The following is a 15,201-nucleotide window of genomic DNA, read 5'->3' on the forward strand; positions in this document are numbered from 1 at the left end:
GGACACGGGCACAATCGGTACCCACGTGCGGCAGGCGCCTGCGGATATAAGCGGGCTAGCTCTTCGCACGCCGCTTGATCACGGCGAAGATGCCCGTTCCGATGCCGACCAAAGCGAGCGTTACCGCAAACGCCGCAACTGCTGCCACCCAATTGCCCTCGGAGGCAAAACCTGCCGCCAGGGTCGAGGAGATGACCGAGGGGATCCGCCCCACCGTGGCGATCGCGGCGATGCGCCACCACGGGCAGGTGGTGAGCCCTGCCACGTAGGTGAGGATGTCCTTCGGGGTGCCGGGTATCAGGAACACGACGAACATGATCAGCTCGAAGCGCGCGGAGTCGCGAAGCCAGGAGACGCCCTCGATCTGCTCGGCGGAGAAGAACGCGCGCACGACGCGCATGCCGAGAAGGCGCACAAGCAGCGTGACCAGCAGCGTGCCGACAAGGCTACCCGCAAGGCAGATGGCGGTTCCCTCCCAGAACCCGAACAGGTAGCCGGCGGCGAGCTCGACGGGCTCGCCGGGCAGGATGGCGACGGCGATCTGCGCCACGACCAGCGCCGTCATGGCGACCGGCGCGAACGGGCCCTGCGCGTCGACCCACGCGCGCACGGCCTCGCCGTTCATGAAGAAGCCCCAGAGCTGCGGCCCGAACGCGATGCACGCGCCGATAAGCGCGGCGAGGCAGATGCCCCCGATGACCGCGGCGGCGAGCTTGCCGCACCTTGGGCGCCGCGCGTCGTCCCGCTTGCGCTCGGCGCTGCCGAATCCTGCGGGAACGAAGGCCTCCTCATTCGTCGTCGACATATCCGTCTCCTTTCTCACTGCCATGAGCGTATGAGACGGAAGTCAAGAAAGCGTCAACATCGCGAGATTCTTTCGCACGACACGGCATTGGTCTTTTGATTCAGAGCCGTTTCGTGTCGTTCCGCATGGTTTCCGTGTGACTGCACGTAACCTTCGCATAACGCAAACTGCAATTGGCTAGAGTAATCATCGACTGTGCATGCGCATGACTGCGCACGAAGATATGAGAAGGAAACCACATGGGATTCGTTTCAAAGCTGCTCTCCTTCGGAGCGGACAAGGACCTCAAGCGCTACGAGAAGATGGTCGTCAAGATCAACGATCTCGAGCCCACCTATGAGAAGATGAGCGACGAGGAGCTCGCCCATCAGACGGTTCTGTTCCGCGAGCGCTATGAGGGCGGCGAGAGCCTCGACAGCATGCTGCCCGAGGCGTTCGCCGTGGTCCGCGAGGCGTCCAAGCGCACGCTCGGCCTGCGTCATTTCGACGTCCAGCTCATCGGCGGCATGGCGCTGCACGAGGGCCAGATCGCCGAGATGAAGACCGGCGAGGGCAAGACGCTGGTGTCGACGCTCGCCGGCTACCTCAACGCGATCCCCGCCAAGGGCGTCCACATCGTCACCGTCAACGACTACCTGGCGCGTCGCGACTCCGAGCAGATGGGGCGCATCTACCACTTCCTGGGGATGACGGTCGGCCTGCTGCAAAACGGCATGCAGCTCGACCTCAAGCGCCCGGCCTATCAGGCCGACGTGACCTACGGCACCAACTCCGAGTTCGGCTTCGACTACCTGCGCGACAACATGGTCGTCCGCCCGCAGCAGCGCGTGCAGCGCGGCCACGCCTACGCCATCGTCGACGAGGTCGACTCCATCCTGATCGACGAGGCGCGCACCCCGCTCATCATCTCCGGCGCCGGCACCAAGTCCGCCGACACCTACAAGAAGTTCGCGTGCGCCGTCCGCGGCCTGACCCGTGGCGAGGAGCCCGAGTTCGACGTCATGGCCGTCGGCGCCGAGCGCCCCGAGCCCACCGGCGACTTCATCATGGACGAGGCCAAGCACACCATCGCCTGCACCGAGCAGGGTCTGGAGAAGGTCGAGCAGCGCCTCGGCATCGACGACATCTACGCCGACCTGTCCGGCCAGCTCGTGAACCACCTGCAGCAGGCGCTCAAGGCCCAGTACATGTTCCATCGCGACAAGCAGTACGTCGTGACGAACGGCGAGGTCAAGATCGTCGACGAGTTCACGGGCCGCATCATGGAGGGCCGCCGCTACTCCGAGGGCCTGCACCAGGCCATCGAGGCCAAAGAGGGCGTGCTCGTGCGCGAGGAGAACCAGACGCTCGCGACCATCACCCTGCAGAACTACTTCCGCCTGTACGACAAGCTCTCGGGCATGACCGGTACGGCGCTGACCGAGGACGCCGAGTTCCGCGAGATCTACAACCTGGCCGTCCAGGTGATCCCGCCCAACAAGCCCGTCATCCGCAAGGACAACGACGACCTGGTCTACCGCACCATCGACGCCAAGTTCAACGCGGTGGCCGACGACGTGGCGGCGCGCCACGCCAAGGGCCAGCCGGTGCTCGTGGGCACGGTCTCCATCGAGAGCTCCGAGCGCCTGTCGCGCCTGCTCAACAAGCGCGGCATCCGCCACGAGGTCCTGAACGCCAAGTACCACGAGCGCGAGGCGCACATCGTCGCGCAGGCCGGGCGCCTGGGTGCGGTGACCATCGCCACGAACATGGCCGGCCGCGGCACGGACATCCTGCTCGGCGGCAACGCCGAGGAGCTTGCCCGCGAGGAGACGCTCGCGCTGGGCATCGACCCCGCCGAGAGCCCCGACGAGTACAAGCGGACCTATATGGAGAAGTACGCCGAGGCGCGCGAGATCTGTGCGAGCGAGCGCGAGAAGGTGCTGGCCGCTGGCGGCCTGACCGTGATCGGCACCGAGCGCCACGAGTCGCGCCGCATCGACAACCAGCTGCGCGGCCGTTCCGGACGTCAGGGCGACCCGGGCGAGACCCAGTTCTACCTGTCGCTCGAAGACGACCTCATGCGCCTGTTCGGCGGCGACCGCATGGACAAGGTCGGCGCCATGATGCAGCGCTACGACATGCCCGACGACCAGCCCATCCAGAACAAGATCATCTCCAAGGCCGTCGAGGGCGCCCAGCACAAGGTCGAGAACATCAACTTCTCCATGCGCAAGAACGTCTTGGAGTACGACGACGTCATGAACAAGCAGCGCCAGGTCATCTACGCCGAGCGCAACAAGATCCTGGACGGCAAGGACCTGGCCGGGCACATCGACGAGGTCATCGACGACACCGTGTCGCGCTGCGTGCAGGAGTTCTGCGCGGTCGACTCGCGTTCCGGCGAGCGCGACCTCGAAGGCCTGCACAAGTGGCTCGTGGAGCTCACGGGCAACCAGGACGCCCCCGAGTTCGGCGACGAGGACTACGAGGACCTCAAGCGCGACGTGCTCTCCTATGTCGACACCTGCTACGAGCAGAAGTCCGAGCGCCTGGGCGAGAACCTCATGCGCGACCTCAACACCCAGGTCATGCTGCGCGTCATCGACACGCGCTGGATGAACTACCTGCAGGAGATGGACTACCTCAAGCAGGGCATCGGCCTGCGCGGCTTCGGTCAGCGCGACCCGCTGGTCGAGTACAAGTCCGAGGCGTTCGCCGCGTTCCACACGCTGGTCGACACCATGTACGAGGACTACCTGCGCACCGTGCTGCGCATCGAGGTGCGCCAGGCCCCCAAGCCCGAGCCCCCCTCGGCGCTCGACCACGCGACCTATTCCGGCCCCTCCGATCCGGACGGCGCCTCGACCCTTCGTCGTCAGGCCGCGGCCAACGCCGCCAACGCGGCCGGACGCGCCCCGCAGGGGACGGCCGGTGCCGCCGGCTCCACCGTGCGCACGTATCGCAAGGATGAGAGCGGCGACCCGTACGCCAACGTCGGCCGCAACGATCCCTGCCCGTGCGGCAGCGGCAAGAAGTTCAAGAACTGCCACGGCAAGGACCGCGCGTAATGGACGCGTCCACCGTGACCGTGGAGGATCTGGACTCCCTCGCCGTTCGTCTGGCGGAGGTGGAGTCCTATCTCCATCTGGAGGAGAAGCGCGAGCGCGTGGCCGAGCTCGAGCGCAAGAGCGCCGAGCCGGGGTTCTGGGATGATGCCGAGGCCGCCCGCTCGCTGATGGCGGAGCTCTCGCGCGACCGCGACGACGTCCAGTCGGTCGAGCACGCGCGCGAGAGCCTTGCCGACGCGCGCGCCGCGCTCGAGCTCGCCGAGGAAATGGGGGGCGACGAGGAGCTCCTCAAGGAGGCCGCATCGACCGTTGCCCAGCTCACGCATGCCATCGACGAGATGGAGCTCTCCTCGTGGTTCACCGGCAAGTTCGACCATGGCGACGCCATCGTCACCATCAAGCCGGGTCAGGGCGGCCTGGAGGCCCAGGACTGGACCTTCATGCTGTTCAAGATGTACATGAAGTACTGCGCGCGTCGCGGATGGAAGGTGACGGTCAACGACTGCCCGGCGGCAGAGGTGATCGGCATCGACCGCGCGACGTTCACGGTCGAGGGCAAAGACGCGTTCGGCATGCTGCGCGCCGAAGCGGGCGTGCACCGTCTGGTGCGCATCTCGCCGACCGATGACAAGAAGCGCCGCCAGACGACGTTTGCGGGCGTCGAGGTCATCCCGGTGCTGCCCGACGACATCGACATCGAGATCGCGCCCGATGACATCCGCGTGGACGTCTACCATGCGAGCGGTCCCGGCGGACAGGGCGTCAACACGACCGATTCGGCCGTGCGCGTCACGCACCTGCCGACCGGCATCGTGGTCACCTGCCAAAACGAGCGCAGCCAGATCCAGAACAAGGCGGCGTGCATGCAGATCCTGAAGGCCCGCCTCTACGAGCTCGAGCTTCAGAAGCGCGAGGAGGAGCTCGACCAGATCCGCGGCCCCAAGCACGCCATCGGATTCGGCAACCAGATCCGCAGCTACGTGCTGTACCCGTATCAGATGGTGAAGGATCTTCGCAGCGGCGTGGAGACCGGCAACGTCGAGGCGGTGCTCGAGGACGGAGATCTCGACCCCTTCATCATCGGCTACCATCGCTGGGCGACCGGCAACGCCGACTACACGCCGAGCGAGTCGGACGTGGAGTAGGCGCCGTCGCTGTCGCCGCGCGCGGCGGCCGGGGGCGGGGCGTGAGAGAGGGGATGCCGCATGGCCCGTCGTATCGACGTGCGCGCTTTGATCAAATCTCGGTTCGTGCATGAGCTCCCGCTCGTCGTTGCGGGCTGCGCCCTCGCGGCGCTCGCCATCGACATGTTCATGGTGCCGCAGGGCCTCGCCGCCGGCGGCGTGACGGGACTCGCCACCATCATCGCCGAGCTCACGCGCCGCTCCGGCTTCGAGCTGCCCGTCGGCATGCAGACCATCGTCATGAACGCCGTGCTTCTGCTCGCGGCGGTCCGCGCCGGCGGCATGCGCTATGCCGCCCAGACCGTCGTGGGCTTCGTGCTGCTCGGTTTCTTCACCGACCTGTTCGCCCCGTTCGTCTCGCCGCTCGCGTCGGGCGACCTGATGCTCTGCGCACTGTGGGGAGGAATCCTGTCGGGCGTCGGCTACGGGCTGGTGTTCCGCTGCGGCGCCAACACAGGCGGATCGGATACGGTGGCCCAGATCGTCTCCCGCAAGACCTCGCTGCCTGTCGGCACGACCGTCATGGCGATCGATGTGGCGGTGTGCGCGGCCAGCGCGCCGGTCTTCTCGCTCGAAAACGCCCTGTACGCTGCGCTCTCGATGGTGCTTATGGGCTTCGTGGTCGACATGGTGGTCGACGGCGCCGAGCGCAGGCGCGCCGCGTACATCATCTCCGAGAGCCACGACGAGATCGCCTACGACATCATGCACGGGCTCGATCGCGGCGTGACCGAGCTGTCCGCGCGCGGCCTGTGGAGCGGTCGGGAGCGCCCCATGCTCATGGTCATCCTCGATCGTCGCGAGGTGTCCGCGCTCAAGACCATCGTGGCCGAGCACGATCCCGACGCCATCATGTTCATCAGCGACGTGACCGAGGCGATCGGCGAGGGGTTCAAGGATTTCGAACGCTGACATGGGTTGGTTGGGGACGGGTTCGTTTCAACCCATCAAACAGGCCCTTCGCATCCGTGAAAGATGGGTTGAAACGAACCCGTCCCCAACCAACCCATGTCATTGGACGAAACCGCGCATTCTGACTGGTTCGCTGTGGTATGGTGGAGTAGTCGTGATTGCGGGTTTGACGTGCGCATACCGTGTTCGCGACAGCACGTCCGGATGGGGGCGTTTTCGTTGATCAGTGCTGTTCGGGATATAGCCTAACGCACACCACGGAAAGGAGGCGCCATGAGCGACGATGAGCTCAAGAAGGTTGCCAACGAGGTACGCAAGGGGATCGTGACCGCCGTGCACGCGGCGAAGTCGGGACATCCCGGTGGTTCGCTGGGAGCCGCCGACATCGTCACCTACCTGTATTTCGAGGAAATGAACATCGACCCGGCCGACCCGCACAAGGCCGACCGCGACCGCTTCGTCCTCTCCAAGGGCCACTGCGCGCCGGCGCTGTACGCGGCGCTCGCTGAGCGCGGCTTCTTCCCCAAGGAGGACCTGGAGACGCTGCGCCACATCGGCAGCCATCTGCAGGGCCATCCCAACATGAACGACACCCCGGGCGTCGACATGTCCACCGGCTCCCTCGGCCAGGGCATCTCGGCCGCCGTGGGCATGGCTCTTGCCGCCAAGCACTGGGGCGACGCTTATCGCACCTACTGCCTGCTGGGCGACGGCGAGATCGAGGAGGGCCAGGTCTGGGAGGCCGCCATGTTCGCCGGCAACCACGGGCTGGACAACCTCTGCCTGATCGTCGACCACAACGGCCTGCAGATCGACGGCAGCATCGAGGAGGTCAACTCCGCGATGCCCATCGCCGACAAGTTCCGCGCGTTCAAGTTCCACGTGGTCGAGGTCGCCGACGGCAACGATATGGCCCAGCTGCGCGCCGCCTTCGCCGAGGCGCGCGAGACCGCGGACATGCCCACGTGCATCGTGTGCGAGACCGTCAAGGGCAAGGGCGTCTCCTTCATGGAGAACCAGGTCGGCTGGCATGGCAAGGCGCCCAACGACGAGCAGTTCGAGCAGGCCATGGCCGAGCTCGCGAAGGAGGCTTAAGAACAATGGCTGACGTGAAGAAGGTCGCCACCCGCCAGAGCTATGGCGAGGCGCTCGTCGAGCTCGGCGCCGAGCACGACGATTTCGTGGTCCTGGACGCGGACCTCGCGGCCGCGACCCAGACCGGCAAGTTCAAGGCCGCCTATCCCGACCGCTTCTTCGATGCCGGCATCGCCGAGTCCAACATGGTCGGCATCGCCGCCGGTATCGCGACCACGGGCCGCGTGGCGTTTGCGAGCACGTTCGCGATGTTCGCCGCGGGCCGCGCGTTCGAGCAGGTGCGCAACTCCATCGGCTACCCCCACCTGAACGTCAAGATCGGCGCCACGCACGCCGGCATCTCGGTGGGCGAGGACGGAGCCACCCATCAGTGCAACGAGGACATCGCGCTCATGCGCACCATTCCGGGCATGACGGTCATCGTTCCGTGCGATGACGTCGAGGCCAAGGCCGCCGTGCGCGCCGCCTACGAGATGGAGGGCCCCGTCTACATGCGCTTCGGCCGTCTGGCCGTGCCGGTCGTCAACGACGCCGACTCCTTCGAGTTCGAGATCGGCAAGGGCATCCTCATGCGCGAGGGCACGGACGTGACGATCGTCGCCTGCGGCCTCATGGTCCAGGCGTCGCTCGAGGCCGCTGAGGCGCTCGCCGCCAAGGGCATCTCCGCCGAGGTCATCGACATGCACACCATCAAGCCGCTCGATGAGGACATCATCCTGGAGAGCGCCAAGAAGACCGGCCGCGTGCTGACGGTCGAGGAGCATTCCGTTATCGGCGGCCTTGGCGACGCCGTGTGCGCGGTGCTTGCCGAGAAGAACCCCGTGCCGGTCAAGAAGCTCGGCGTGAACGACGTCTTCGGCGAGTCGGGCCCTGCGGTCGACCTGCTGCACAAGTACGGTCTGGACGCCGAGGGCGTCGAGCGGGCCGTCGAGGAGCTGCTCGCATAAGGACGCGGTGCACTATCGTGCGGGCGGACGTAATGGAAGAAGGGCACGCCGATGAGCGACGAGACTCGTCTCGATACCGACAATGCCAAGGGCCTCGATCCCGATACGACATCGGTGGAGAGCGCGGCGACCAGGGTGCTTGCTGTCACGGCGACGGCCGCTTTCGCCGATGCCTGCGAGTTGGCGGCGATCGCGGAGCAGGAGCACCGCGAGGCCGCACTGGCCCTCGAGTCGCTCGTCCAGGCACCGTCCACCACGGCGATGCTCACCGAGGCGACGCGCTCCGGTGTCACCCAGGAGCTTCCCTATCGCGCGGAGGCCGAGGCGAGGATGGCGGCCGAGGCTGCAGCCGCCGGCGGGGACAACCCGGATGCGGGCGCCTCGCGGGGGCCGCGCCGCCTGCCGATATCCCGCCGCCATCTCGCAGTCGCGGGGGCGTGCCTCGTCGTTCTCGCGGTCGTCATCGTGGGCGCGGTCTGGTTCGCGAACTCCTCGTTCGCGCAGCCCGACGCGGCGGCGGTCGAGCAGGTCCTCGCGGAGGACCCCGACATAATGGACGGTTTCGCCTCGAACGACTACGTCGACGAGTCCCCCTACGAGCTGTCCGATGTCGTGCTGAACTCGTGCGAGGCCGATGACGACGGATCCTACATCGTCGACGCGTCCGCCACCATCTCCAACGAGAGCTTCGAGTCCGAATTCACGGTTGCGCTCAAGTTCGCGCGCGCATCCGAGAAGGACCGCTACAGCGAGCTCGCCCATGCGCAGGCGACTTCGACCGGGTGGGCGGGCGCCGTTCTGCAGACCAACGATACGACCGAGGCCATCGCCGGCGTCACGCGCGACAGCGCGTTCCCGGACGGCTTCGACGCCACGTTCGACCGGGCGGCCCAGACCTGCACGTATACGGCGCAGGACGTCTACGACTTCTGGTTTGGCACCAATACGGTCAGCACGCCGTACACGTATTCGTTCAACGGGGATGCGTGGACGCGCACACAGGGGGAGGCGACCTCGACGGTCGCCTACGATGCCGATGCGCTTCAAGGCTCCTATGTCGCGTCCGACGGCGATGCGGCGAACATGGTCGGCTTCAAGATCGACCATGTCGATATCGAGCAGGGGACCTTCACGGTGGAGTATCGCGCCGTGACGCCGGGGTTCGCGAGCGCCGAGATCACGGGCATCATCGACTGCACGCTGACCCGCATGACGCCGGACGGCGCGTGGCGGGGCTATCGCCAGACCGACGGGATGACCTATGTGTTCTCGGGTGATGGCTCGAGTTCCGGGGGCGAGGGCACGGCGCACCTCGAGGGTGCGCTCGGCCTGGACAAGTCGATCATCTTCTCGTTTACGGGCGACTACACGCGCGCCCCACTGCTGTTCGGGCAGCCGACGGACGAGTCGATGGAGCTCGCGGGCACGCTCGTACGCGAATAGGGACGCGCTCGAATAGACAACACGATATTGCTTCCTTCTTCCTATGCACAGGCTGTAGATAACTATAACTAACATATCGATAAGCACCAAAGTAAATAATTATCGAAACGTTTTCACCTGTGATAGTACCTGTACCATATTTCGAGCATGTGGAGACGTTCGCGGCTGGTGCCTGGACGCATACGTTCGTCATCTCATATTCGGGCATCTATAGCCGGTCGGGCGGCTGACGGGTCATTTGCCTGAAGCCGGGGTTGAAACGGGTCGTGGTATGGGAATGGAGGTGATCGGTGTGTCGCTCGCAGTGAAGAGCAAGCCGTCACGAGGTTCGCGTCGCGCTTTTCGTTCTCGAGGCGCCTTGTTACGCCATTCATAATTGAAGATTATATGGAGATTCTATGCTTCGCGAATCATTTTCCGACGTGCGCACGGCGGATTCCATGGTGCCCCGATGGGGCATTTCATACCGGCGCATCGTGGTCGGAGCCCTGTACGGTTTTTGCGGTGTCCTTGCGGTGGGGATCGGGCTGAATGCCGCGGTGATCATCGATCTGATCGCTGATCTGCTTGGGTCGGGCATGCCCGCGCAAGCGGTCCACTATCTTATCATCAGCGGGTTGATCATAGCCTTTGACCTGCTGATTCTTGCAGTCTTTCTTTCGTTTGTCCTCACTGTCGGACGTCGAGCGGAGTTCTTTTCAGCTGCGCAGACGACCCGCCTGGTCATGTTGGGGGCCCTGAACGCGGGCAGTGCCGTAGTGGGTCTGTTAATGCCGCGCTACAGCCTTCAGACCAACATAGGGGAGTGGCTGCGGGCCCCCGAGGTAATTCCGGATTTGGACCTCAATTCTCTTATGTTTTCTATGATGTTCTTTGCACTTGCTGGAGTCTTTGAATACGCTAGAATTCTTCAAGAAGATTCGGACAGTATTCTGTAGGTGATCTAAGTGCCCATTGTGATGCGTCTCGACCGTGTAATGGCGGATAGGAAGATGAGCTCGCTCGAGCTTGCGGAGAAGATCGGTATCTCTCCGGTCAACGTGTCCCGTATCAAAACCGGCAGGTTGAAGGGCATTCGCTTCTCGACCCTGACGGCTATGTGCGAGGCGCTGCACTGCAAGCCCGGCGATATCATCGACTGGATGGACGACGACGAGTACGTCCAGAACTTCGGCAAGCTGCCGGAGTAGCAGACGCCTGATCAATAGCGTTGCCTATGTGGGGAGGACCTCGCGTCTTCTCCACATATCGCATGTCTCGATGCCGTGGTCCGCTGCGTGCGGCTCGGATGGCGCCGGCGTTCGCGTCGCTTGTGCGCGAACGTTTTATGGTTATGTGCCATGGCGCTGCCGTGCTTTATCTGTGCATGCAGAAATCCACTGGTAGAATATCCAGCGTATGTAGTTCAAACGCACGACACGAAGGAGCTTATAGTGGGTAACCACTTCCGTAAGCCCGGTGACGAGCAGGTTGCGAACGGCGCGCCGGTACCAGAGGCCGCGACGGCCTCCCCGGTTTCCGTCGACGAGACGGGCGATCTGTTCTCGCAGGCGGCGGCGCCCGAACAGGCGGCGCAGCCGGTCGCCGACCCCTTTGCCTACGCACCTGCCCCCGAGCAGGTTCCCGCCGTCCCCGAGGTGCCCTCGGTGCCGAGCCTGGATGCCGTCCCGTCGCCCGATGCGGCGCCGGCAGCGGACCAGTCGCTGTTCAGCATCCCGTCTCCCGCCGAGCCCGCCCACGCCGATGTGTTCATGACGCAGGCGGCCCCTGCGCTCGATTCGAGCGACGAGTCCGAGCAGCGCCAGATCGACGATGTGAACGAGGCCCTGACGAGCCCCGATTTCACCTCAGTGTTCGCACCGGTGCAGGAGTCGCGCAAGCAGATGGCGCGCGAGGCAGGCGTCGAGCCGGTCATCCTCATGGAGCACCTCACCAAGATCTACGCGGCCCAGCCCAACAAGCCGGCGCTCGACGACGTCAACCTGGAGATCTATCCCGGTGAGTTCGTCTTTCTGGTCGGCCACTCCGGTTCGGGCAAGACGACGCTGCTCTCCACGATGATCCGCGACGTCAAGCCGACGAGCGGCCGCATCCTGGTCGCCGGCCAGGACCTCATGCGCATCAAGAACCGCAAGGTCCCCTTCCTGCGCCGCCAGATCGGCGCGGTGTTCCAGGACTTCCGCCTCCTGCCCAACAAGACCGCGTACGAGAACGTCGCGTTCGCGCTCGAGTGCATCGGCAAGCCCAAGGCGGTCATCCGCAGCCAGGTGCCCGAGGTGCTGCGCCTCGTCGGCCTGGCCGATCAGATGGACTCCATGCCCGACCAGCTCTCCGGCGGCGAGCAGCAGCGCGTCGCCGTGGCGCGCGCCATGGTCAACCGCCCGCCGCTTCTGATCTGCGACGAGCCGACCGGCAACCTCGACCCGGCGATCTCGCTCGGCATCATGAAGCTGCTCGAGCGCATCAACCGCACGGGCACGACCGTCATCGTGGCGACGCACGACCGCGAGATGGTCGACTCCATGCACCGCCGCGTCATCGCGCTCGAGGCGGGCCACATCGTTCGCGACCAGGAGAGGGGAGGCTACGGCAACTATGGCGCCTAGCAACTTTGGGTATTCGCTGCGCGAGGCGGGCAGCCACTTCGCACGCAACCTCGGCACCTCGATCGGCGCAGTCATCACCATCTTTCTGTCGCTGTTCATCATCGGCCTGTTCATCCTGGGTTCCGCGGTGGTCAACTCGATGATCGGCTCGGTGGAGGATCAGGTGAAGATCAACGCCTTCATCTCCGACGACGCGACCGACGAGCAGATCCAGGCGTTCTACGACAAGCTGACGAGCTGGGAGAACGTCAAGAGCGTCCAGTTCAAGACGAAGGAAGACGCGCTGGCGGACTACACCAGCAACATCTCCAACAACGCCGACATGACGCTCGGTGCGCTCGACGGCGAGAATCCGCTGCCCCGTTCGTTCGTGATCGAGATGTACGAGCCCTCGCAGGTCGAGGAGACCGCGGAGCGCATCAAGGCGGACACCGACTTCCGCCAGATCGTCGACGACGACAACCCCGATGTGGACGACGTCGAGGCCGACGTGAACGCCGGCGTCCTGTACGGCCAGGAGGAGGTCAGCGTCCTGTTCCAGATGACGGCCTACATCCGCGTCGCGGTGGTCGTGCTCGTGGGACTTCTGACGTTCATCTCCTTCATCTTCATCAACAACACCATCCGCCTGTCCATCACCGCCCGTCGCCGCGAGATCGCCATCATGCGCCTGGTGGGCGCGTCGAACAGCTTCATCCGCGGGCCGTTTTTGACCGAGGGCGTGCTGCAGGCGCTTCTGGGCTCGCTTCTGACTATCGGCGCCTTGGAGCTGTGCCGCAACTTCGGCATGCCGATGATCCAGAGCGTCGTCTCATTTTTGACCATCAACATCCCGCTGCGGATGTACCTGTTCACCTACGCGGCGCTCGTGCTGATCGGTATCGTGATCGGTCTGTTCGGTTCCGCGATCGCCATGCGTCGCTACCTCAAGGTGTAGACGACGCGCGACAGCTTGCTTGCATGGGGCCGCCTTCGGGCGGCCCTTCTTGTTCTCGCCGCGGGTTCGCCCCCGCCGCGCAGTCTCGTCGACGGTACGCCATAGGCACATCGCCCCGTCGACGGTACGCCATAGGCACGTTATTCGCTCAAAAGCGTTCCTATACCGTACTGTCAACGGAGCTGTGTGCCTATAGCGTACCGTCGACGGGGCTACGTACCCAGGGCGCGCCCGCGGCGCGCGATTGGGTATACACCAACTGATTCGCCATGAGGAGGGAGGCGCCATGGGGCGCAAGAACAGAGGGGGCCGCAGGCACGGCCCCACGCGTGCGCGGCATACGGCGCGCCTGACCGGAACCGTGCGCATCACGGACGCCGGTGCGTTCGTGGAGACCGCGGAGGGCGCCTTCCGCCTGACGCAGCGCGGCGAGCGGGAGGCCATGAACGGCGATGTCGTCACGGTGAGCCTGCACCACGCGCCGGGCGGCAACCACCGCGCCGTGGTCGAGGGCACCCTGTCGCGCGCCAACGCGTGCGTCGTGGGCACCTATGAGCTTGCCGGGCCCCTGGGCGTCATCCGGCCGCTCGACACCCGCATCCGCCAGGATTTCTTCGTGCTTCCGCACGACACGTCCGCCGCCGACCACGGCGTCATGTCGGGCGATGTCGTGTCGGCGCGCATCGTGAGCTACCCGACGCGCTACGAATCGGGCGTGGCGACCATCGAGCAGCGCATCGGCGGCCCGGATGCGCCGGATCTCGGCATCCGGTGCGTCATGGCCCGCTACGATCTCGAGGACGGCTATCCCGAGCAGGCGGTCGCCGAGGCGCAACAGTGCGTACTCGATGTGGAGGGGGCGCTGGAAGACCCGCTGCGCCGCGACATCCGCGACCGGTTCCTGCTGACGATCGACCCGGTCGACGCGCGCGATTTCGATGACGCGATCTCCGTCGAGCGCACGAAGGCTGGGGGCTGGAGGCTCGGCGTCCACATCGCCGACGTGTCGCACTACGTGACCTGGGAGTCGTCGATCGACCTGGAGGCGCGCCGGCGGTCGACTTCGGTGTATCTTGCCGACCGCGTGCTGCCCATGCTTCCCGAGGCGCTGTCGAACGATTTGTGCTCGCTCAAGCCTGACGTGGACCGCCTGGCGTTCACCGTCGATATCGATCTCGACCGCCGGGGGCGCGTGAGCGGCTTTACCGTCTACCCGAGCGTCATCCGCTCGCGCGTGCGCATGGACTACGAGGCCGCCGGCCTGCTGCTCGCAGACGGCGCCGGCACGGAGGAGAGGAGGTGGGGAGGGGAGTGCAGAGGGGGGAGGAGGAGAGGGGGAGGGAGAGGGGAGGGAGAGGGGGAAGGGAGGGAAAGAAGAAAAGAGAGAGAGGAGGGGGGGGTGAGAAGAAGAGGGAGGAAGAAAAAAAGAGAAGAGAATAGAGAGGGAGAGGAGAAGAAGAGAGAGAAGGGAGAGGAGGGGGGAGAGGAGAGGAGGAGGGGGGAGAAGGGGGAAAGGGTGAAGAGGTGAGACAGCGATGACGCTGCGGCAGGCGACCGAAACGAGGCGACGCGCCTGACGGTCCGCGCGCGCGGCCTGATCGGCGACGAGGCCTGCCGCGCCCTGGTCAAGCTCATCCGCGAGTCCGATGCCGAGCTGGCGCGGGAGCGCGCCGAAGGAGGGGAGGGCCATGCCGAGTCGTAAGGAGCGCAAGACGATCGCCAAGAACCGCTCCGCGCATCACGAGTACTTCATCGACGAGACGTTCGAATGCGGCGTCGTGCTCGCGGGCACCGAGGTGCGCAGCCTGCGGGAGCGTGCGTGCCAGATCACCGACACCTTCGCCCTGATCCGCGGAGGGGAGTGCTGGCTCGTCGGCGTGCACATCCACCCCTACAGCCACGGCTCGATCTTTAACCGCGACCCCGATCGCCGTCGCAAGCTGCTGCTCCATCGCAAGCAGATCGACTATCTCGACGGCAAGCTGCGCAACCGCGGGTACGCGCTCGTGCCGCTCGAGCTGTATTTCGACGACAACGGGCGCGTGAAGCTCACGCTCGGGCTCGGACGCGGCAAGAAGCTCTACGACAAGCGCGAGGACATGGCCAAGCGCGACATGCAGCGCGAGATCGATCGCGCCCTCAAGGCGCGCAGCCGCTAGGGAGACACTGAACGTGGGCGGCGTGCCAACGCCGGGTATCGGTGCCTGCGAATGCGGGTACGC

At 65.3% G+C, this 15,201-nt stretch carries 13 protein-coding genes; 12 read left to right on the forward strand and 1 reads right to left on the reverse strand.

Annotated elements, in window-relative coordinates; all coding sequences use genetic code 11:
• Positions 1-55 precede the first annotated feature (55 nt).
• Positions 56-805, reverse strand: a complete 750-nt coding sequence (locus BN3789_RS11830; RefSeq protein WP_066834625.1) for a TVP38/TMEM64 family protein — start codon at positions 803-805, stop codon at positions 56-58.
• A gap of 239 nt (positions 806-1,044) precedes the next feature.
• Here BN3789_RS11830 and secA point away from each other — a divergent pair, with 239 nt between their 5' ends.
• The 12 genes from secA (at position 1,045) to smpB (ending at position 15,138) form a co-directional block, all read left to right on the forward strand.
• The gene (gene secA / locus BN3789_RS11835; RefSeq protein WP_066834627.1) at positions 1,045-3,855 is read left to right on the forward strand and encodes a preprotein translocase subunit SecA; all 2,811 of its coding nucleotides are present in this window, start codon (positions 1,045-1,047) and stop codon (positions 3,853-3,855) included.
• Positions 3,855-5,000 (forward strand): peptide chain release factor 2, encoded by a 1,146-nt coding sequence (gene prfB / locus BN3789_RS11840; RefSeq protein ID WP_066834629.1) that lies wholly within the window; start codon positions 3,855-3,857, stop codon positions 4,998-5,000. Before secA ends, prfB begins: the two co-directional genes overlap by 1 nt.
• A 60-nt stretch (positions 5,001-5,060) precedes the next feature.
• Positions 5,061-5,951, forward strand: coding sequence for a YitT family protein (locus BN3789_RS11845; RefSeq protein ID WP_066834630.1), 891 nt, complete (start codon positions 5,061-5,063; stop codon positions 5,949-5,951).
• A gap of 273 nt (positions 5,952-6,224) precedes the next feature.
• Complete coding sequence (locus BN3789_RS11850; RefSeq protein ID WP_066834632.1) at positions 6,225-7,046, forward strand: transketolase; 822 nt, start codon at positions 6,225-6,227, stop codon at positions 7,044-7,046.
• A gap of 5 nt (positions 7,047-7,051) precedes the next feature.
• Positions 7,052-7,993, forward strand: a complete 942-nt coding sequence (locus BN3789_RS11855; protein WP_066834634.1) for a transketolase family protein — start codon at positions 7,052-7,054, stop codon at positions 7,991-7,993.
• A gap of 51 nt (positions 7,994-8,044) precedes the next feature.
• A complete protein-coding gene (locus BN3789_RS11860; protein WP_066834636.1) occupies positions 8,045-9,436 on the forward strand; it encodes a hypothetical protein in 1,392 nt (463 codons plus the stop codon).
• A 398-nt stretch (positions 9,437-9,834) separates the two neighbouring features.
• Positions 9,835-10,374, forward strand: coding sequence for a hypothetical protein (locus tag BN3789_RS11865; RefSeq protein ID WP_066834638.1), 540 nt, complete (start codon positions 9,835-9,837; stop codon positions 10,372-10,374).
• Between the two features lie 21 nt (positions 10,375-10,395).
• Entirely contained in the window at positions 10,396-10,626 is a 231-nt protein-coding gene (locus BN3789_RS11870) for a helix-turn-helix domain-containing protein (protein ID WP_222704304.1), read from the forward strand.
• Positions 10,627-10,869: 243 nt separating this feature from the next.
• Entirely contained in the window at positions 10,870-12,042 is a 1,173-nt protein-coding gene (gene ftsE / locus BN3789_RS11875; RefSeq protein ID WP_066834642.1) for a cell division ATP-binding protein FtsE, read from the forward strand.
• Entirely contained in the window at positions 12,032-12,979 is a 948-nt protein-coding gene (gene ftsX / locus BN3789_RS11880; protein ID WP_066834645.1) for a permease-like cell division protein FtsX, read from the forward strand. Before ftsE ends, ftsX begins: the two co-directional genes overlap by 11 nt.
• A 286-nt stretch (positions 12,980-13,265) precedes the next feature.
• Positions 13,266-14,507, forward strand: coding sequence for an RNB domain-containing ribonuclease (locus BN3789_RS11885; protein ID WP_187119153.1), 1,242 nt, complete (start codon positions 13,266-13,268; stop codon positions 14,505-14,507).
• Positions 14,508-14,667: 160 nt separating this feature from the next.
• On the forward strand, positions 14,668-15,138 hold the full coding sequence (gene smpB, locus BN3789_RS11890; RefSeq protein ID WP_066834647.1) for an SsrA-binding protein SmpB: 471 nt from the start codon (positions 14,668-14,670) through the stop codon (positions 15,136-15,138).
• Positions 15,139-15,201 lie beyond the last annotated feature (63 nt).

It is taken from the genome of Collinsella ihumii (assembly GCF_900046475.1).
Classification (GTDB): Bacteria; Actinomycetota; Coriobacteriia; order Coriobacteriales; family Coriobacteriaceae; genus Collinsella; species Collinsella ihumii.

Coding starts and splice junctions, on each gene's coding strand:
- BN3789_RS11830 (WP_066834625.1), bottom strand. CDS start 805: ATGTCGACGACGAATGAGGAGGCCTTCGTTCCCGCAGGATTCGGCAGC.
- BN3789_RS11860 (WP_066834636.1), top strand. CDS start 8,045: ATGAGCGACGAGACTCGTCTCGATACCGACAATGCCAAGGGCCTCGAT.
- BN3789_RS11855 (WP_066834634.1), top strand. CDS start 7,052: ATGGCTGACGTGAAGAAGGTCGCCACCCGCCAGAGCTATGGCGAGGCG.
- BN3789_RS11865 (WP_066834638.1), top strand. CDS start 9,835: ATGCTTCGCGAATCATTTTCCGACGTGCGCACGGCGGATTCCATGGTG.
- BN3789_RS11870 (WP_222704304.1), top strand. CDS start 10,396: ATGCGTCTCGACCGTGTAATGGCGGATAGGAAGATGAGCTCGCTCGAG.
- BN3789_RS11885 (WP_187119153.1), top strand. CDS start 13,266: ATGGGGCGCAAGAACAGAGGGGGCCGCAGGCACGGCCCCACGCGTGCG.
- BN3789_RS11845 (WP_066834630.1), top strand. CDS start 5,061: ATGGCCCGTCGTATCGACGTGCGCGCTTTGATCAAATCTCGGTTCGTG.
- secA (WP_066834627.1), top strand. CDS start 1,045: ATGGGATTCGTTTCAAAGCTGCTCTCCTTCGGAGCGGACAAGGACCTC.
- ftsX (WP_066834645.1), top strand. CDS start 12,032: ATGGCGCCTAGCAACTTTGGGTATTCGCTGCGCGAGGCGGGCAGCCAC.
- smpB (WP_066834647.1), top strand. CDS start 14,668: ATGCCGAGTCGTAAGGAGCGCAAGACGATCGCCAAGAACCGCTCCGCG.
- prfB (WP_066834629.1), top strand. CDS start 3,855: ATGGACGCGTCCACCGTGACCGTGGAGGATCTGGACTCCCTCGCCGTT.
- BN3789_RS11850 (WP_066834632.1), top strand. CDS start 6,225: ATGAGCGACGATGAGCTCAAGAAGGTTGCCAACGAGGTACGCAAGGGG.